24 protein-coding genes are annotated in these 15,366 nt (G+C 66.1%); 9 read left to right on the top strand and 15 right to left on the bottom strand.

Going from position 1 to position 15,366, the window contains the following annotated elements; all coding sequences use genetic code 11:
* Window positions 1–11 precede the first annotated feature (11 nt).
* The 15 genes from RMQ73_RS11100 to RMQ73_RS11030 form a co-directional block, all read right to left on the bottom strand.
* Entirely contained in the window at window positions 12–1,931 is a 1,920-nt protein-coding gene (locus RMQ73_RS11100) for a hypothetical protein (RefSeq protein ID WP_310498298.1), read from the bottom strand.
* A 219-nt stretch (window positions 1,932–2,150) separates the two neighbouring features.
* Window positions 2,151–2,759 (bottom strand): hypothetical protein, encoded by a 609-nt coding sequence (locus RMQ73_RS11095; RefSeq protein WP_310498297.1) that lies wholly within the window; start codon window positions 2,757–2,759, stop codon window positions 2,151–2,153.
* 260 nt (window positions 2,760–3,019) lie between these two features.
* Window positions 3,020–4,576, bottom strand: coding sequence for a phage/plasmid primase, P4 family (locus RMQ73_RS11090; RefSeq protein ID WP_310498296.1), 1,557 nt, complete (start codon window positions 4,574–4,576; stop codon window positions 3,020–3,022).
* Window positions 4,573–5,784 (bottom strand): CHC2 zinc finger domain-containing protein, encoded by a 1,212-nt coding sequence (locus RMQ73_RS11085; protein WP_310498295.1) that lies wholly within the window; start codon window positions 5,782–5,784, stop codon window positions 4,573–4,575. Before RMQ73_RS11085 ends, RMQ73_RS11090 begins: the two co-directional genes overlap by 4 nt.
* Before the next feature lie 88 nt (window positions 5,785–5,872).
* Complete coding sequence (locus tag RMQ73_RS11080; protein WP_310498294.1) at window positions 5,873–6,199, bottom strand: thioredoxin family protein; 327 nt, start codon at window positions 6,197–6,199, stop codon at window positions 5,873–5,875.
* Entirely contained in the window at window positions 6,199–8,160 is a 1,962-nt protein-coding gene (locus RMQ73_RS11075) for a ParB/RepB/Spo0J family partition protein (protein ID WP_310498293.1), read from the bottom strand. The genes RMQ73_RS11080 and RMQ73_RS11075 overlap by 1 nt, the downstream gene beginning before the upstream one ends.
* Entirely contained in the window at window positions 8,157–8,735 is a 579-nt protein-coding gene (locus RMQ73_RS11070) for a hypothetical protein (protein ID WP_310498292.1), read from the bottom strand. Before RMQ73_RS11070 ends, RMQ73_RS11075 begins: the two co-directional genes overlap by 4 nt.
* Complete coding sequence (locus RMQ73_RS11065; RefSeq protein ID WP_310498291.1) at window positions 8,732–9,736, bottom strand: hypothetical protein; 1,005 nt, start codon at window positions 9,734–9,736, stop codon at window positions 8,732–8,734. The genes RMQ73_RS11070 and RMQ73_RS11065 overlap by 4 nt, the downstream gene beginning before the upstream one ends.
* A 42-nt stretch (window positions 9,737–9,778) precedes the next feature.
* Window positions 9,779–10,063, bottom strand: coding sequence for a hypothetical protein (locus RMQ73_RS11060; RefSeq protein WP_310498290.1), 285 nt, complete (start codon window positions 10,061–10,063; stop codon window positions 9,779–9,781).
* Window positions 10,063–10,524: a hypothetical protein gene (locus RMQ73_RS11055; protein ID WP_310498289.1), complete on the bottom strand. Its 462-nt coding sequence runs from the start codon at window positions 10,522–10,524 to the stop codon at window positions 10,063–10,065. The genes RMQ73_RS11060 and RMQ73_RS11055 overlap by 1 nt, the downstream gene beginning before the upstream one ends.
* Window positions 10,524–10,973: a hypothetical protein gene (locus RMQ73_RS11050; RefSeq protein ID WP_310498288.1), complete on the bottom strand. Its 450-nt coding sequence runs from the start codon at window positions 10,971–10,973 to the stop codon at window positions 10,524–10,526. The genes RMQ73_RS11055 and RMQ73_RS11050 overlap by 1 nt, the downstream gene beginning before the upstream one ends.
* The gene (locus RMQ73_RS11045) at window positions 10,973–11,173 is read right to left on the bottom strand and encodes a hypothetical protein (RefSeq protein ID WP_310498287.1); all 201 of its coding nucleotides are present in this window, start codon (window positions 11,171–11,173) and stop codon (window positions 10,973–10,975) included. The genes RMQ73_RS11050 and RMQ73_RS11045 overlap by 1 nt, the downstream gene beginning before the upstream one ends.
* Window positions 11,170–11,457: a hypothetical protein gene (locus tag RMQ73_RS11040; RefSeq protein WP_310498286.1), complete on the bottom strand. Its 288-nt coding sequence runs from the start codon at window positions 11,455–11,457 to the stop codon at window positions 11,170–11,172. Before RMQ73_RS11040 ends, RMQ73_RS11045 begins: the two co-directional genes overlap by 4 nt.
* Window positions 11,454–11,816 carry a hypothetical protein gene (locus RMQ73_RS11035; RefSeq protein ID WP_310498285.1) on the bottom strand — a complete coding sequence of 121 codons (363 nt, stop codon included), beginning with the start codon at window positions 11,814–11,816 and terminating at the stop codon, window positions 11,454–11,456. Before RMQ73_RS11035 ends, RMQ73_RS11040 begins: the two co-directional genes overlap by 4 nt.
* 12 nt (window positions 11,817–11,828) lie before the next feature.
* Window positions 11,829–12,068 (bottom strand): hypothetical protein, encoded by a 240-nt coding sequence (locus tag RMQ73_RS11030; RefSeq protein WP_310498284.1) that lies wholly within the window; start codon window positions 12,066–12,068, stop codon window positions 11,829–11,831.
* A 94-nt stretch (window positions 12,069–12,162) separates the two neighbouring features.
* Between RMQ73_RS11030 and RMQ73_RS11025 the strand changes: the two genes are divergently transcribed.
* The 9 genes from RMQ73_RS11025 to RMQ73_RS10985 all read left to right on the top strand — a co-directional run bounded on the left by RMQ73_RS11025 (window position 12,163) and on the right by RMQ73_RS10985 (window position 15,365).
* Complete coding sequence (locus tag RMQ73_RS11025) at window positions 12,163–12,492, top strand: helix-turn-helix transcriptional regulator (RefSeq protein WP_310498317.1); 330 nt, start codon at window positions 12,163–12,165, stop codon at window positions 12,490–12,492.
* Between the two features lie 82 nt (window positions 12,493–12,574).
* Window positions 12,575–12,787 carry a hypothetical protein gene (locus RMQ73_RS11020; RefSeq protein WP_310498282.1) on the top strand — a complete coding sequence of 71 codons (213 nt, stop codon included), beginning with the start codon at window positions 12,575–12,577 and terminating at the stop codon, window positions 12,785–12,787.
* The gene (locus tag RMQ73_RS11015) at window positions 12,784–12,978 is read left to right on the top strand and encodes a hypothetical protein (protein WP_310498280.1); all 195 of its coding nucleotides are present in this window, start codon (window positions 12,784–12,786) and stop codon (window positions 12,976–12,978) included. The genes RMQ73_RS11020 and RMQ73_RS11015 overlap by 4 nt, the downstream gene beginning before the upstream one ends.
* A complete protein-coding gene (locus tag RMQ73_RS11010) occupies window positions 12,975–13,298 on the top strand; it encodes a hypothetical protein (protein ID WP_310498279.1) in 324 nt (107 codons plus the stop codon). Before RMQ73_RS11015 ends, RMQ73_RS11010 begins: the two co-directional genes overlap by 4 nt.
* Window positions 13,295–13,528, top strand: coding sequence for a hypothetical protein (locus tag RMQ73_RS11005; RefSeq protein ID WP_310498278.1), 234 nt, complete (start codon window positions 13,295–13,297; stop codon window positions 13,526–13,528). Before RMQ73_RS11010 ends, RMQ73_RS11005 begins: the two co-directional genes overlap by 4 nt.
* Entirely contained in the window at window positions 13,518–13,814 is a 297-nt protein-coding gene (locus RMQ73_RS11000; protein WP_310498277.1) for a hypothetical protein, read from the top strand. The genes RMQ73_RS11005 and RMQ73_RS11000 overlap by 11 nt, the downstream gene beginning before the upstream one ends.
* Window positions 13,811–14,098, top strand: coding sequence for a hypothetical protein (locus RMQ73_RS10995; protein WP_310498276.1), 288 nt, complete (start codon window positions 13,811–13,813; stop codon window positions 14,096–14,098). The genes RMQ73_RS11000 and RMQ73_RS10995 overlap by 4 nt, the downstream gene beginning before the upstream one ends.
* On the top strand, window positions 14,089–14,286 hold the full coding sequence (locus RMQ73_RS10990) for a hypothetical protein (protein WP_310498275.1): 198 nt from the start codon (window positions 14,089–14,091) through the stop codon (window positions 14,284–14,286). Before RMQ73_RS10995 ends, RMQ73_RS10990 begins: the two co-directional genes overlap by 10 nt.
* On the top strand, window positions 14,283–15,365 hold the full coding sequence (locus RMQ73_RS10985; protein ID WP_310498274.1) for a tyrosine-type recombinase/integrase: 1,083 nt from the start codon (window positions 14,283–14,285) through the stop codon (window positions 15,363–15,365). The genes RMQ73_RS10990 and RMQ73_RS10985 overlap by 4 nt, the downstream gene beginning before the upstream one ends.
* The last annotated feature ends 1 nt before the right edge of the window (window position 15,366 follow it).

The raw sequence follows: 15,366 nt of genomic DNA, 5'->3' as shown, positions 1-15,366 counted from the left end.
GGCTAGTCCTTCTAGATTGTCGTCAGGAACGCCGGCACGCCGCCCGCGCCGCGCGTCCGGTTGGCAAAGGCGAAATATTGCCCCGATGCGCCGGGCGTGGCGGGCGCGCCGCTACCGGTGATGCGCGCCATGCGGAAATTGGCGGCATTGCCGGCCAGGCGCATGTACGGCGTCTTGCCATCGGTGACGCCGCCGCCGCTGACCCATGCGGTCTTGGGCGTGCCATCGGCGTTCGCCACCGCCTGCCGGTTGGCCAGCACATCGAAGTCTACAAAGTCATTCCACACGGTAAAATCACCGATGCGCGATTTGCCGAACGCGGGCGGGGTGCCGCTGAAACTGATGGTCTGATGCCCGAGGCACCATGGCTGGTTCAACACCACATTGAAGTTGGTGGTGGTGTCGACGCCGGGCTGATTCGCACCGGCCAGCACCGTTACGTCGCGCGTGGCGCTGGCAGGGTCCACCCAGGTATGAAGTTCGGTGCGCTCGGCCGCCGGGTTCGACAGGTCGATGCAAACCGCGACCCAGCGCGCCGGGCTGGCTGGTGTGAACAGCGCACCTGCCGAAGTCTTGGACAGAATTGACACAGTAGTGACGGCGGCGTTGCGCCAAAGCACATCGATGTTGCCGGCAGCGGAAATCTGCACGCGCAGGCCAGTGGTGGAAAACGCCCCCATGACGTTGGTGAGCACGGCCTCGATCGCCTGCACCCTGAAAAGCAGCGTCACCTTGCTGCCATTGGCGAGCTTGCTGTCGGGCTGTCCGATGATGCAGTCCCCGTCGAACTCGACCAGGCGCGACACACCCGGCGCGGCGCGCTCGGCAATACCGATCAACGGCTGCACCTTGTCAAACCGGCCGGCCTTGCTGATCTTGACCGCCATCCATGTCACATCGCGCAGCGGCGGCGTGGCCCCAATGCGGGTGATCTGGCCCGACGAGCTGATGGCATAATCGCTTTGGGTGTTGCTGGCATCAAGGGCAAACGTGCCGCCGCTGCCATAAGCCACCAGCATGCCAATGACATCGCCCGCCGCCGGGGTGGCCGGCTGCTGCACGTCGATGATCTGGCGCAGCGGAAACGGCGTGCCGCCCGCTATGGCATCGATCACATTGGTCAGCACCGCGTCGGACTGAAGGTTATATCCCTTGCCGATCTGGTGGCTGCCATCGTTCATGGCAAAGGTGCGCGGCATTACGCCTTGCGCCAGATTGGTCAGCTCGGCGCCGTCAAGGCCGGTCGCACGCTCAACCAGCGTTTGGTGAAAGCTGAACACCTTGCCGGGGTTCAAATCATTCTCGACGCGATAGGCCGCTTCCTTGATGAAGCTCCACACGGTGCCTGAAGGCTCGCCATTCGCCGCATCGGCGGAACCGCGCCCGCCGCGCGTGTTCACGATCTGGATATAGTTTCGTGCGCCGGCCTGGGTGCGCATTGCCGAATATCCACCGGCCAGCGTCTCGACCACATTGGGGCCGGGCACCGACAAACCATTATCGCCCTGGTGTAGCAAGATGAAATCGTTTGCGCCAAAACTGCCGGCAGCCGCAGTGATCTTTGTCACGATTGTGCCGCCGCTGCCGCTGGTACCGCCGCCGGCGCCTCGGTTCCTGATCTTGCGGGCGCTGTTGGCGCCGGTCAGATTGTAATCGATATCCGGTCGCGTGATCTGCGAACCGCCAACGGTCGTGTACGCCAGACTGCCAGGCGCCAGCCCCTCGATCGCGCGCACCACATTGGTCAGCGCATCCTCGGTGCCGCCAGACGAGGCCGCCGCAATCTGGCCGCCGGCCATGGACGACGCACCAAACGCCCACACATCACCCGTCAGCACAATGGCGCTGGACGGCGCCGCACCTGCTGACGCAGCGCCAATGGGGAAGCGACCGCCCCGCCGAGCCGGCGAGGCACCAAGTGTGATCATCAATTCTCCAAATGCGGCCTAAGCCGTTGCAGCCTTTGCGCCTTTTCCACGGAACGCAAACGTCGCGCAATCAATCGCGCAAGCACCCCGCTCTGTAAGCACCTAAAAGGAACCTACGGTTTCCCAGGACGAAAAAGCCCGCCGCGGCAAGGCCGGGCGGGCTGTTCTTCTGCACTCACAATTTCCAGATGCTGACTGGTTACCCGATGCAATCGCTCGCCGTCAAGCCCCCACTTCCCACGGCGTTCGCGGCACGCCGGGCTGCTGCACCACAAAGCCCAGCGCCCGCGTCGACAGATGAAAGCCCAGCAGCTCCAGCCCGTCCCACCACATTAGATACCGCTCGCGCGCCGCCTCGACACCCTCGGGCGAGTTCACGCGCATCAGCGGGCAGTGCTGCCCCTGTTTGCCGTTCACATACGTCGTCATCGCCAGATCACCGTCAGCTTCCCACCGTTCCGGGACCAGCCAATGCGCCGGCACGTTCCAGCCTGCGGGTTCCGTCCCGGCCCGCCCATGCTCCATGATCATCCGCGCCGCCTCACCGCCGACCTGCACCGCCATCATGGCCACCAGATCCGCGATCGGGTCGGCACCGTCGCTGCTATACCCGCCGCCGTCCACCTGGCAGCCCATGGCCGCGATGCGCTCCACGGCGGCACAGCCATCTGTGCTGGACCGGCGCGGCGTCATGCCCATGGCCTCGGCCTCGATGCCGAACAGCCCTTCAAGCGGATCGCCGGCCCGCTGATCGCGCAGCGCCCACACCACCAGCGCATCGACCGCCACCGAACCACCGGCCCATGGCCGTCCTGCTTTTATTTCTTTCATAACTGATATCCTTTTCTACGGAGAGTTTAGAGAGAAAGTCTGTTGTTATGCATGGCCCGCTTGCAGAAATGTCGAAACTGCTGCGGCAACTGTCCGTCTATCCGTCGCCGCCCCCAAGCCATTGAACTTGCACCGCCCGTCTTGCCCGACAACTCTCCGTTACGGACAGTTGCAGCGGCACGTCCGCCCGCCGCCATTCGCGCCCGCGCCCTGAAATAAAGCCAACGGACAGTCGACCATCCGCAACTCTCCGTGCCGCATCAGAACGCATCGTCATACGCCGCCGCCATGTCGTCATAGGCCGCCATGGCGTCGTCATCGCCGAGGACATCGGCCGCGACACGCAGCCTGACACCGCGCCGCTCGATGTTGCCCTTGCTGTTCTTCTTGGTCAGGAACTGCCTGTCACCCAGTTCGAGGCCGAACTTCGTGGTGGTCAGCATGGTGCGCTCATCGATGTCGTTGCGCTCGCACCAGTCCTTGTAGTCGGCATACAGTGCCTTTGAAGGTGTCAGCGCCTGCTCGTCCTTGATCGTCCGATCCGTCAGCCAATTGCCAAAGTGACTGTTCGATCGCCTGTACTCCTCGACAGCGCTTTCAACCTCGGCAGGCAGAACAAGCTTGCCGGCGCTCATCCAGGCCATGATGCCGCGCACCAGCCACGCCAGCACGCCAGGGCCTTCTTCCATCAGCTGTTTCTCGAACCCGAGCACGCGGGCGCTCTTGTCGAACTGGTGCGGCCAAAGGATCAAGACGATGCGCCGCCAGATGCCGTCGTCATCACCCGATATCTTTGGCCGACCATTGCATTCGAATACCAACTTGCCGCGCGGCTTGAAGTTGATCTCGGCTTTGTGCAGATGCCGCGCCGTCATTTCGCCGCTGCCAGTGAACTGCTTCACCCGGCTGTCGTCGATCATCGCATCCTTCTTGGGCTCGCCGGCCGATACCAGGCGCAGATCGCCAGACAGGCGCGCCACATCGGAACTCGGCCCGCCGCCATCCTTGACCTTGCCCGATGTCAAAAAGGTATTGACGCCGGCCGTCAGCGCATAGCTGCCCAGCACATGCATGATCACCAGCATCGATGTGGACTTGCCGTCGCCGCCCTTGCCCTGGAGCAGGAACACGCATTGTTCATCGGTCAGGCCGGTGGCGCAATATCCCATGGCCTGCTGAAAAAACGCCCGCACATCGCCGCTGGGCAGACACGTTGCCAAATGGCGCTCCCAGCTTGGAGCGACGGCCTTGGGGTTCCAGTCCACCCGCGCCATCTTGGTCAGCCTGTCGGCAGGATCATGGTCGAACAGTTGCATCACCGGCACGCCATCTTCACGCCATAGGCGCAGCGTGCCGTTGCGGCAGTTAATGGCCAGCGGGTCGGCATCAAAGGCCTCATCCGCCACCGTCATCATGGCCGTGGCCTGCATCAACAGCCCTGACAGGCGGTTGCTGTTGCCGGCCTTGATCCGCCACTGCGCCAGCGTGCTGATTCTCGCCCGCAACAGCGCCGCAGTCATCCACTCCGGCCAATCCTGCGACCGCTCGGCCAGCGCCTTCATGGCGTCGATTTCGTCGGCAATGGCCCTGACCGTCACTTGCGCCGCCAGCATCGCCTGCCGGGGGCCATCCTCAACAGACCAGTATCGGCCTTCATAAAAAGCCCAGGACTGCACATGCGGCAGCCAGGCCAGACGGTTGCCGAATCGCGCCTTCAGCCGCTCGGCATTGCCGATGTCATTGGCCTCGAGCCACGCCAGACGGCCATTGTCGACGACCGCCATGTCGCTGCCCAGCGGGAACGCTTCGCCGGTCATGACGGCGCGCCCATGCGCCGCTGCGCCACCACATCATTGAAATCCATGCCAAGGCGCGGGCGCATAACCCGCACGTCGCTGGCACCGGCCCGGCGCCACGCCTGCGCTGCCAATGTGCCGCACAGCTGCGCGCGGTCCATCGCCGTCAACAATCGCTGCACCGGCTTGCCCCCGCGCCGCTCCCGCACCGTCATTTTCACCGGGCTCATATCGGCATCCACAGCGATGATGACGGCGCCCGGCATGGCCATCACGAATGGCGCCCGGTCCGGGTCGGCCAGCGGCGCATCCAGGCGAAACGCACGCGCGTCATCGGTCAGGATACCGCCCTGCAAATTGTCCAGGCTCAACACGGCCACCGCCCGCACCGGCCCAGCCAGCGCCAGTTCCTGCGCCAAGGCCCACACCGTTTCAATGCCTTCGCCGACAATCAACGGCCCGGCGCCGTGCAGGTCTGTCAGGGCAAAACAGGCGCGGTGAACACTGCCGTACATCTTGCGCGACGGCATCGCCGACCCGTCGCGGCGGCGCAGATCGGCCTTGGACCGGCCCCCGTCTGCCAGATAGGTGACATGCACGGCATCGACCGCCGCGCCGGTTGCATCAACCAGGCCGGCCACCATCGCCGGGCACACGCCGACACTATCGGGCGGCCGCACCGCATCGGCCGGGAATCGCACCCGCCACGCCGACACTGGCGCCGCGCGCAGCCAGCCAAGACGCGCCAGCGCACCCGGTACGCCATCCGGCTTCAGCCCGCGCGCCGCCAGCCACATCGCCACCGGGCTGCTGTCATCGGCAGCCACCGCCGCGCTGCGCATCCACTTCGCTACCGCCGCACTGTCCACGATCGCAAGGGCATCAGACGCAGACGAAGCCCGGTGGCGCTTCGCCATGTATCTGGACACTACGGACAGTTCACCCTCCCGGTCACCAGTCAACGCGCGCGCGGCATCGGCGGCGGTGGCATGCGCGCCGGCAATCTGTTCGAACCGCACGGCATCGCCACCCGCGCCGCACGAAAAGCATTTGAACAGGCCGCGCCGCACATCGACCGACAGCGGCGTCGACTTCGATGCCTCGCCGCCGCCACACAGCGGGCAATGCGACCGCCGGCGATCACCGCCGCCGATCAGGCGCCCGCCGCGCTGCGCGACCACGTCCTGGATCAGCATGGCGCGCGCACGCTCAAACAGATCATCATCCATGAACACACCCCCGCAGCGCGGCAGCCAGCACAGGCGACCCGTCGTTCGCCGCGTCTGCGGCGTCATCATGTCCCCGTCCCGCCATGGTTCAGCCAGCGCTGCCGGGCGCAGCCAGCGCGCCCTGAATCCAGCCCAGCAACGCCGAGGCCGGCCAGGCGCCGGGCTTGGTCGCCAACAGCACGCCGTCGCGGTACAGCGCCGCCGACGGCACCGCCCGCACCTTGGACGCCAGCGCGGCATTCTGCGCGGCGTCAAGCTCGGCGGTCAGCACCGGCCATGCCAGCCGCCCGGCGGCCTCGGCCACTTCGTCGCGCATCCGCACGCAGGGCCGGCACCACACCGCCTCGAACACCACCAGCACCGGGCCAGGCCGCGCAATCGCGCTTTCAAAATCCGTATCCGTCACGCTGCGCATCACGCATCACCGCCGATGCGCATGATGGCGGGCATCCACACCGCGCCCGCGGCGGCGACAACAGGTTCGATGGCAGTGTCTGGCCCTTTCCACTTACCATAGGCGGTAATGTCCGCGCCCAGCTTGGCGGCATCGCCGCGCGCCAGCGCCTCGCACGCCGCCGCCAGATCGGCTTTCTTCCACTTGGCCCAGCCCGACACATCGGCGCCCTCACCGAAACATTCGGCGATCATCTCCAAACACGCGTTCTTGCCGCTCGATCGCAGGAAATAATTCTCCGCAGTCGGCCGCCACAACGGCACCCCCGTCTCACCGTCCAATTGCCCGGCCACCAGCGCCGCCTGGTTGCGCAGCGTGGCACCCTGCAACGCCCGCAGGCTCGCCGCCGTCGCCCGCATGAACCATTGGCACGCCACATCGGCATCCAGCGCACAGAACGCCGCAAACCTGTCATCGGCATCGGCAGACATCGCCCATGCCCAATTCAGACCATCGTCGGCACGTTCGGTGAAATGGTTCTGCAACACCGTATCAAGCGCATCACCGGCCCAGGGCTGGCCATCCTTGCCGGGCGCCAACGGGTCTTGCACCTGCGTGGCAAATTCCACCGCACACAGCCGGGTATGGGCGGCGCCGGGGAACTTCTTGCCGAACCGGCGCACCATGTCATCGGCCATGGTAAACGCCACCAGGCGAAAACACACATCGAACGCGGCCGGGTCACCAGCGCGCAACAGCCGCGACGCCAGCAGATCACGCCCGCGCATCGCCATCGCGGCCTTGGCCGACTGGGTAATCTCGCCGCTGAAGGCCGCCGGTGCTGCCTCGGCTTCCGGCTGCGCCAGTTCGGCATCATCCGGTTCGCCCTCATCGGCCCGCGCCGGCGAAAAAGCATCCGATACCGGCACCGCATCGACCATGCGGTTCGCGCCGGTCACCTCCACGCCCGCGCGGCGCAATCCGATCGTCACGATCAGGCCGGCGCGCTGCTCCGTCGGCATCTGCATCGCGGCGCCGGGCTGCACCCATTCGCCGATGATGCTGGCCAGATCCTCGGGCTCCTCATCGCCGGCCACCAGCACCCGGCCAAACCCATGCCGGGCCTGCCATTCCGGCGCCTCGGCGCGCAGTTTCTCCTGCACGATGGCGTCGACCATATCGCCGTCCAGCCACAATTCATCCTCGGCCTCGCTGAACAGGTCCGCCGATATCCGCCCGCCGCGCGCCACATAGGCTTCGCGCCCGGCATACACCGCCGCAATGTCGGTTGCCGTGCAGCTGGAATGCCGCATCTGCTCGGAAACCAGCGCTGCGCGCATCAGGACATACCCGCCCGCGTTCTTCAACACGGCGGCCTGCCGCGCCGGGTCATCGACCGATGCAAAGGCCTGCGCCACATCCAGCGTGATCGTGCCGGCCTCCAGCGCCGCCAGCACATCGGCATGCAGCCCGGCCAGGCGCAGCCGCTGCCGCACGAACCGCACCGTCTGGCCGAACCGCGCCGCCACAACCTCGATCGTCGCCCCGCCGGCCACCAGCGCGGCAAACGCCCTGACCTCATCGGCCGCGCCCATCGCCACCCGCTGGAAATTCTCCGCCAGCGCCGATTCGCGCGCCGGCGCTTCGCGCAAAACGCGGCACGGCACCGAATAATCACCGGCGATCCGCCCCGCCTTGGCCAGCTGCTGCAACGCCGCCAGGCGCCGGCTGCCGTAATGCACCTCGGCGTCACCGCCGGCATGCACAACCACCCCCAGATTTTGCAGCACGCCCAGCGCGGCGATGGATTCCGCCAACGGCAGCAGATCGGCCCGCTTGCCCCGGCGCACATTGCCCGACGCCAACCGCAGCGCCGACAGCGGCAGCAGCCGCACATCGCCCGTTTCCACCGGCACCGTCACCGCAGCATCGACCACATCAGCCACCGCAACAGGCAATTTTCGTGAACGTCCCGCCATCATTCCCACTCCCGCCAATCAAAGAATTTCAACACCGGGTCGCCGGCGTATCCGGCCTCCCAGACATACAGCGCATGCTTGTGCATCGATCCGCCGCCCTGGCCTTCGTCCCACCCGCCGCGCTTGAACGCGATGCGCCGGCTCGATACCCACACCCGCGCCAAACCACGCCGCAGCAACTGCGGGCGCGGCGCCTGCACCGCCTGCATCCAGCCCAGCGGCATCAACAGCATCACCCGCCGCGCCCCCAGTTCCAGCGCCTTGGCCGCGAACGCATCGGTCAGGCCGTCGCGGTACGGCGGGTTGGTGCAGATCTCCGGCGCCAGCAGGTGCCGCGCGTGCAGGAAATCAAGCCGGCTGCCCACGCCGCGCGGGGCCAAATCGGTTTCGACCACATCGATGCCGGCCCGCAGGAATTGCCCGCTCAAGGCGCCATCGCCGCACGCCGGTTCCCACACGCGCGGCCCCCAGGGCTCCAGCGCCACCATCGCCCGCGCCACCGGCTCCGGTGTCGGCGTGAAATCGGTCGCATCGGTATTGGCCGGGTCGCGCGCAATCATCGCAGCCGGCGCGCTCATGCCGCCAACGCCGTCAGGCCGTTCAAGGCTTTCAGCGCCGCACCGACACGCACCTGCTCATCGGCGGCAGCATCCAGCGCCGCCCGCGCTGCGTCCAGCTCGCCCTGAAGCCGGCTCGCACGCTGCCACGCTTCGGCCTGCACATCATCCAGAAACGTCATGCGCGCCGCCAGCGCAGCGGCAGCATCGGCGATCACATCACCGCTGGCCTCGCTCTGGGCCGTGAACATGACCGGCAACACGTCAGGGGGCGGCAATACATCAGGCTGCACCCCATCGGCATCAGCCGCCGGGCAAGCCGCCGCCCCCCGTTCCGGTGCGGCATCTTCCGTTACCGCATCGGAAACCTGTTGTTCTGCCACTGGCGCGGGCGCGGCAGCATTCGCCGCCACTTCTATCGGCGGCGCTTCAATCTCATCACTGCGCTGCGCCTGCACGGCCCGGTGCTGCGCAATCACGGGGCGCAGGGTCAGCACCTTGTGCAGCAGATCCACGCCCGGCCTAAACCGCCCGACGAACAGATTGCCCAGCGTCTTGTCATGCGCGCCGCACGCCGCAGCGATCTGCGCCCAGGTCATGCCCAGGTTGCGCGCGTCCGCCAGAATAGCCGCGATTTCGGCCGCGCTGGTGCCGGCCGCCGCCCATGAATCGGGCACAGACGGCGCAGCAGCCACAGGCACCATAGGCACTACCGCCAGGGCCTCAACCGGACGCACCGCCGCCATGATCCGGCTCATCGGGTCGCTCGCCGCCCCCAGATCGGCGCGCAGCTTGCGGCCCCGCGGGCCGTACAGCGCTTCCAGAATGCGCTCGGTGATGCCGATGCGCCGCTCCACGATTGGCCCGATGGTGGCGCCGGCAAAGCCCAGCACCGCCTCGGCGCCCGCCAGACCGTTGCGGTCGACCAGCGCGTTCAGGTCACGGACCACCGCCACCCGGTCATCGATACCGCGCGCCAGGCAGACGCGTGATTCCGTCTTGGAAAGAAAATCCCCGCTCATAACCACTCCCCGTCCCTAAATGTCAGTTCATGCCCGCTAGGTTCACATGCCCGCCCACGGCGCCGGCACGGCCGGCACGGCACCGGCCCGCGCCCGGGCAATCAATTGCGCGCCCCGAAAACGCGGCACCGCCCGGTCGGCATCGGCCAGCCACGTCTGCGCCGCCTCGATCAACCGATAGGCATCATCGCCCAGATAGCTGTCGGGCTGCTCCGCCAGATGCGCCTTCAGATCGGCAAGGCGCGCGGCACTGGGCGCGGCCGACAGCATTTCCAGCCTGTCGGCCAGCGCGCCCACCCATCCCGCATCTGTCCAGGACACGCGCATTATGCCGTCACCATGGCGCGCGCTGCGTCGCGGCGCCTGCGTTCACGGCCGGCATGCTGGGCACGCCGTTCGGCCTCGATCATCGCCTCTGTATCCACGTTCCGCCCGCCCGCCGACAGTTGCGGCGAGGCAATGACCTTGGGCCAGCTGCCCGGCACCGGACGGCGCAGGCGCGTCACGCGCCAAGTCCAGTCCCCGTCCCGGCGCCCGCGCCGCCACATCGCAATGATCAACGCGGCACCATCCAGCACCTGCACCCGCCGGCCCAGATCGGCCCCCACCAGATGCGTCATCGGCACCGTGATCAGGTCCATCACCGCGCCCGGCTGCGCCTTGACCACCCAGGCATTCAGCCGGCCGATCAACGCATCATCCGACAGCGTGTCGGCGGCCGGCACGACGTCACCGCACGGCCCCGAAAAACCCCCGCGCCCGCCCATGATCATTCCCCCGCTTTTCATTATCCCTCACCCTCCACAACAGCGGCGCGCAGCGTCACCAGCACGGCGACGGCCTCATCAATGTCCTTGATCAATGCGCGCGCATTGCCGCGCCCGGCAGCAGCATCGACAAGCCGGCTGACCACATCGGCGCTTTCCTTGGCCAACGCCGGGATGACCTCGATCAGGTCGGTGGGCGCCAGCGCATGGTCGGGCAGCATCACCAGCGCGGCGCCGGCGTCTGCCGCCAGCATCGCCAGCAGGGCATGACGCCCGGCACAGCCCCGCGTCACCGCCATCAGGTCGCGCACCACATCGGCGGGCATCCATGCCTCGGGGTGGTTGACGCTGGCATATTCCGCCAGCTTGGTCTTGCCGACCCGGCACAGCACGGCGGCGGCCTCGATACCGCCCACTGCCTCGATCAGGGCGCGGGTGGCGCGCTTCATGGCCTGGTCACGCGGGGTCATCACATCACCCCCAGAATTTGCGGCACGGTCCATCCGGTGACGGCAATCAGGCACAGCAGCACCGCCGCGTTGCGCCGCACGCCGGCCCAATCACCGATGTTCCAGCTGTCGTGCATCAACCAGATGGCGATGGCGCACACACTGCCATCAAGCACCAAGGCCACCACCAGCCCGACGCCCAGCACGATGTCGGCCATCACAGGGCACCGCCTGCGGCCGGCGCACCAGTTGTCAAGGAACCCTTGACAACTGACGGCACCACACAGGCGGAAACGCCGCCCGCCTTTCCGCATGACAGGGTGGCCGCGCGGCGCGATGGTGCGGCATGATCCACGCCCACCCCGCCCCGCAACACGCCGCCATCGGCAGCCGCCATCGGCGCGTCATCGGCGCCGGCAGCCACGATGGTCTGCACGCTGGGCACCGGCACCGGGCGCCGGATGGCATAGGGCGCCAGGCTGAAAGTCGTCAGATGCTGGATCATGCGGGCCGGCCTTGGCCGTCGCCGCTGGCCGGATTAGGCTGCACGCCGGGCACATTTCGCCCACAGGAACCATCGCCATGCGCAACATCGTCATCCAGCCCGTCAAGACTGAAATCGGCCTCCCCGGCGGACATCCTCAGGGCCTCGGCGCGCTCATGGTTACCACGGCGGACGAACGCTGCTATCAAATCCTCCTTACCCGACAAAACGCGGAAGATCTCGCCGCGGCGCTCGACACCATGCTCGTCGATGACGGCTGGCGTCGTCGTCCACGCGATGACCTTTGACCATGTGGCGCCGGCCGTTACCTTCGGCGTCGGCCCCCAGGGTATCTGGATGGGGTTCAGATAGTGGAACATGCGACGCATCTCCTAGTTTTGAACAGCAGAGGCAGGTGCGCCGTGTGCGCGTGCCAGCGCGGCGCACGCGGCGTCGTCAAGATCGACCAGCGGCCCGTACTTGAGGCCGAGGCGCTGCCATGCCCGCGCCGCAAGCGGCACCGGCCATGGACGCCGCCCGTTGACCAGCATCGACGCATAAGGCTGCGAAATACCAAGCCGAGCAGCAATCTCGATTACCTTGGGCGGCTTTATGGTTGAGGCTTCTTGCATGCCCCAGACTTCACAGATTGTGACAATTGCGTCAAGCGTGTTTTTTCACAGTCGCGCAAAGGCGCAAAACGCGGGTTCGTGGCAAGCTGTGACCATGGACAACAGCAAAAATGGCGGCCCAAACCATCTTCGCGATTGGCGCGATTTTCGAAAGCTGACCCAGGAAGATCTGGCGCACGCTGCCGGGACGACCGCTTCAGTCGTATCGATGCTCGAAAATGGCGAACGGCAACTCTCGGCTAAATGGCTGAGAAGACTGGCTCCCTGTTTGGAAACAACGCCGGGGCTGCTGTTGGATCACAACCCATATGATCTTGACGCAAGCATCCTGGAAATTTGGAACAACGCCGACAAGGGTGAGCAGCGCCAGATCATAGCCCTCGCCGAAACCGTGCTGAATTTCAGGCACAAGCCGGCGGCATAATACCCGACTTCACAATCTGCAATAAATTCGCTTGCACCAATAATCACAATCTGCAATTTTTGCGCTTCCACAACGGGAGGCCATGATGGCATTTTGGGATATCTTCGGGGCCGGCATCTTCACCGGCACACTGGCCGGTCTGGTCATTGGCTGGCCGCTGTTCTGCGCCACGACGCGCATCATGCTCATCCGGCGCCACCGCATCGATCAGGCGCAGCAGCGCGTCGACAACCGCGCTGCACTGGAATCGATCCGCGCCGGGCGCCGGGCGCAGCACATCGGCGTAGCCCGATGACCCCGCGCCCCGCCTCGGTCCTGCTGGCCGACCCCAAGATTCGCGCCGGCGTCATCGACAGCACCCGCCACATCATCGCCCGCGCCCGCGCCATGGCCCACCACGCGCCAGACCCCCGCGACCGCGCCCACCACGCCGCCCGCCTCCAGGTGCTCACCGCCACCCTCAACGCCATGCAGGTGGCGGCATGAGCGGCGCCAGAGACAGGGCATTTGCCAGACTAGGGCCGCCCGAAACTTGGGGCGCGTTCAACGCCGCAGACCTCTTTAATGCAGCGTGCGAGCGGGAGCGGCGCAAAGCCTTGGCGCATTGCACGGCCCGGCTCAAAGCGCCGCGACAAGATCAAGGGGCTTTGTTGGTGGGGATGATGTTTGCCACTCTGCAACTCTACGCATCATCTCAAGGCGTGACCATGTTTAACGAAGATCATCAGCAAAACCTGCGGGATTTGCTTGAGTTTGCCATGGTGGCCGGCGTTGACAGTTTCTCACAGGGGGAGACGCCGCAATGACTGACCTTCGCCAAGGCGTCACCCCCGCCGCACACGATGTGCTGGACGTGCTCGACACGCTGCGCAGCCCATGGGCGCGCGAACCCGCCGCCAACAGGCGGGCCGAGGCTGTGCTCAGTCTGGCCCACACCGCCGATACCGCGCCGCGCCGTTCCGATCTGGTGCGCGCCGCCGCCTTTCTGCTGCTCGCAATCGAACAGATCGACGCGGATGCCGACCATGCCGTTTGAACCGCTCAAGCTGAACATCACCAGCCCCGGCCATTACCAGATGGCGGCCGACATGCAGACGGCGCTGGCCGATGTCCCGCGTGAAGATCTGGGCGAAGTCGTGGCGCGCATCATCCAGGTGCACCGCCTGTGCCTGCGCGACGGCATCGTCAACGGCCTGATGCTCGCAGCGGTCACGCACAGCGAAGAACCGTTGCCGCGACGGGTCATCGACCGATGCCGCCGCGCCGCCGTCGTCACCCAGACCCAAACAATCGCCCGCATCATCGCCGAGCTGGCGCTGTGAGCGGCGCACCGCTGCTGCAGCATCCCTATTATCTGCTGTCATGGACCACCATGTCCCACGAGCAGCGGGACTTTCGGCGCGGTCTTGCATTGCAATGGGCAAGAACTGTCTTGCGGCCGGGCAATCAGCTTCTGGTGGCCCGGTGCGGCGGTCGATCAACTTTTACAATGGCGAACTGGGACGGGCATTGGATCGTATCGATTTCCGGCATTGACGATATTTCTCCGCTTTGTGTGCTGCGTGTGAACGGCCGCGATGTTGTCAACCCCGGACTATGGCCATGACCGCCCGCCGCGCCCGGTTCACACAGGCGGATATCGCCCGTGCGCTGTCTGGCGCGGCAAAGGCTGGCGTTACCATGGCCATTGAGATTACATCAGACGGCACGATCCGCATGACACCCTGCGAGGCAAGGCCGATGCCCACCGGAAAAGACGCACTGCGTGACCTGATCGCCGGCACGGCCCTGTGACGCGCCCGCGCAGCCCCTTCCCTGCCAATGTCAGCGCCTACCGCGACCGGCACGGAAAACTGCGCACCCGCTTTCGCCGCACCGGCCACGCCGCCCATGACTTCAAATCCGAACCGTTCAGCCCGGCATGGTGGGCCGAATATGCCGCATGCAAGGCCGGCCTTGCCGCGCCCGCGATCACTCCCGGCGAGGCGCGCAGCGTGCCCGGCACCATCGGCGACCTGATTGCCCGCTATTATGGCAGCGCCGATTGGCAGCGGCCCAGCGACCGCACCCGCCACAGCTTCCGCCTGGTCATTGAACGGTTCCGGCAGCCGTTCCAACACATTCCCGTCGCCAGCTTTGGCTATGAGGAATCCAGCGCCATCATGGCCAAGTTCGCCGACCGGCCCAACGCCGGCAACAAACTGCGCAAGCTGCTGTCCCGCATCTGGGACGAAGGCATGCGCATGAAAATCGTCGCCGACAATCCGTGGAAACTGGTGCGGCCCTATCAGGTCAAGGGCGGCTTCCACACCTGGACCGAGGCCGAGATTGCCCAATACAAACGCCGCTGGCCGCCCGGCACGCGCGAATGGCTGGCGCTGGCGCTGATGCTCAACACCGCCCAGCGGCGCAGCGATGCGATCAGGCTGGGCCGGCAGAACGTGCGCGGCGGCCGCCTGTCCTTCAAGCAGCGCAAGACCGACAAGGCGCTCGATCTGCCAATCATCGCCGAACTGCACGAGGCGCTGGACGGCTTCACCAGCGGCCACATGACCTATCTGGTCACCGAACAGGGCAAGCCCTTCACCGACGCCGGCTTCGGCAACTGGTTCGCCGAACGCTGCATCGCCGCCGGCGTACCAGGCCGCGCCCACGGCCTGCGCAAGGCGGCATCCGTCCGCCTCGCCAACGCCGGCGCATCACAACAAGAAATAAAAAGCTGGACCGGCCACAGCAGCGACAAGGAAGTGACCCGATATGTGGAGGCCGCGAATCGCAGCCAGCTGGCCGACAGCGCCGCCGACAAATTGGCGAACCCCCCTAAAAGGTTCGCCAATTTATCAGGTCAAGGCGTTGATATAAAACGACTATAAC

Origin of the sequence: Sandarakinorhabdus sp., from assembly GCF_031430775.1 — a bacterium.
Lineage (GTDB): Bacteria > Pseudomonadota > Alphaproteobacteria > Sphingomonadales > Sphingomonadaceae > Sandarakinorhabdus.
This window is presented reverse-complemented; position numbering and strand designations above follow the sequence as displayed.

Excerpts from the sequence above, each read along its gene's own strand:
- RMQ73_RS11010 (WP_310498279.1), top strand. The coding sequence starts at position 12,975 with ATGAGCGGCGCCAGAGACAGGGCATTTGCCAGACTAGGGCCGCCCGAA.
- RMQ73_RS11040 (WP_310498286.1), bottom strand. The coding sequence starts at position 11,457 with ATGATCCAGCATCTGACGACTTTCAGCCTGGCGCCCTATGCCATCCGG.
- RMQ73_RS11080 (WP_310498294.1), bottom strand. The coding sequence starts at position 6,199 with ATGCGCAGCGTGACGGATACGGATTTTGAAAGCGCGATTGCGCGGCCT.
- RMQ73_RS11075 (WP_310498293.1), bottom strand. The coding sequence starts at position 8,160 with ATGATGGCGGGACGTTCACGAAAATTGCCTGTTGCGGTGGCTGATGTG.
- RMQ73_RS11030 (WP_310498284.1), bottom strand. The coding sequence starts at position 12,068 with ATGCAAGAAGCCTCAACCATAAAGCCGCCCAAGGTAATCGAGATTGCT.
- RMQ73_RS11085 (WP_310498295.1), bottom strand. The coding sequence starts at position 5,784 with ATGGATGATGATCTGTTTGAGCGTGCGCGCGCCATGCTGATCCAGGAC.
- RMQ73_RS11095 (WP_310498297.1), bottom strand. The coding sequence starts at position 2,759 with ATGAAAGAAATAAAAGCAGGACGGCCATGGGCCGGTGGTTCGGTGGCG.
- RMQ73_RS11005 (WP_310498278.1), top strand. The coding sequence starts at position 13,295 with ATGACTGACCTTCGCCAAGGCGTCACCCCCGCCGCACACGATGTGCTG.
- RMQ73_RS11055 (WP_310498289.1), bottom strand. The coding sequence starts at position 10,524 with ATGAAAAGCGGGGGAATGATCATGGGCGGGCGCGGGGGTTTTTCGGGG.
- RMQ73_RS11015 (WP_310498280.1), top strand. The coding sequence starts at position 12,784 with ATGACCCCGCGCCCCGCCTCGGTCCTGCTGGCCGACCCCAAGATTCGC.
- RMQ73_RS11035 (WP_310498285.1), bottom strand. The coding sequence starts at position 11,816 with ATGTTCCACTATCTGAACCCCATCCAGATACCCTGGGGGCCGACGCCG.
- RMQ73_RS11070 (WP_310498292.1), bottom strand. The coding sequence starts at position 8,735 with ATGAGCGCGCCGGCTGCGATGATTGCGCGCGACCCGGCCAATACCGAT.
- RMQ73_RS11060 (WP_310498290.1), bottom strand. The coding sequence starts at position 10,063 with ATGCGCGTGTCCTGGACAGATGCGGGATGGGTGGGCGCGCTGGCCGAC.
- RMQ73_RS11090 (WP_310498296.1), bottom strand. The coding sequence starts at position 4,576 with ATGACCGGCGAAGCGTTCCCGCTGGGCAGCGACATGGCGGTCGTCGAC.
- RMQ73_RS11000 (WP_310498277.1), top strand. The coding sequence starts at position 13,518 with ATGCCGTTTGAACCGCTCAAGCTGAACATCACCAGCCCCGGCCATTAC.
- RMQ73_RS11065 (WP_310498291.1), bottom strand. The coding sequence starts at position 9,736 with ATGAGCGGGGATTTTCTTTCCAAGACGGAATCACGCGTCTGCCTGGCG.
- RMQ73_RS11020 (WP_310498282.1), top strand. The coding sequence starts at position 12,575 with ATGATGGCATTTTGGGATATCTTCGGGGCCGGCATCTTCACCGGCACA.
- RMQ73_RS11050 (WP_310498288.1), bottom strand. The coding sequence starts at position 10,973 with ATGACCCCGCGTGACCAGGCCATGAAGCGCGCCACCCGCGCCCTGATC.
- RMQ73_RS10990 (WP_310498275.1), top strand. The coding sequence starts at position 14,089 with ATGGCCATGACCGCCCGCCGCGCCCGGTTCACACAGGCGGATATCGCC.
- RMQ73_RS11025 (WP_310498317.1), top strand. The coding sequence starts at position 12,163 with ATGGACAACAGCAAAAATGGCGGCCCAAACCATCTTCGCGATTGGCGC.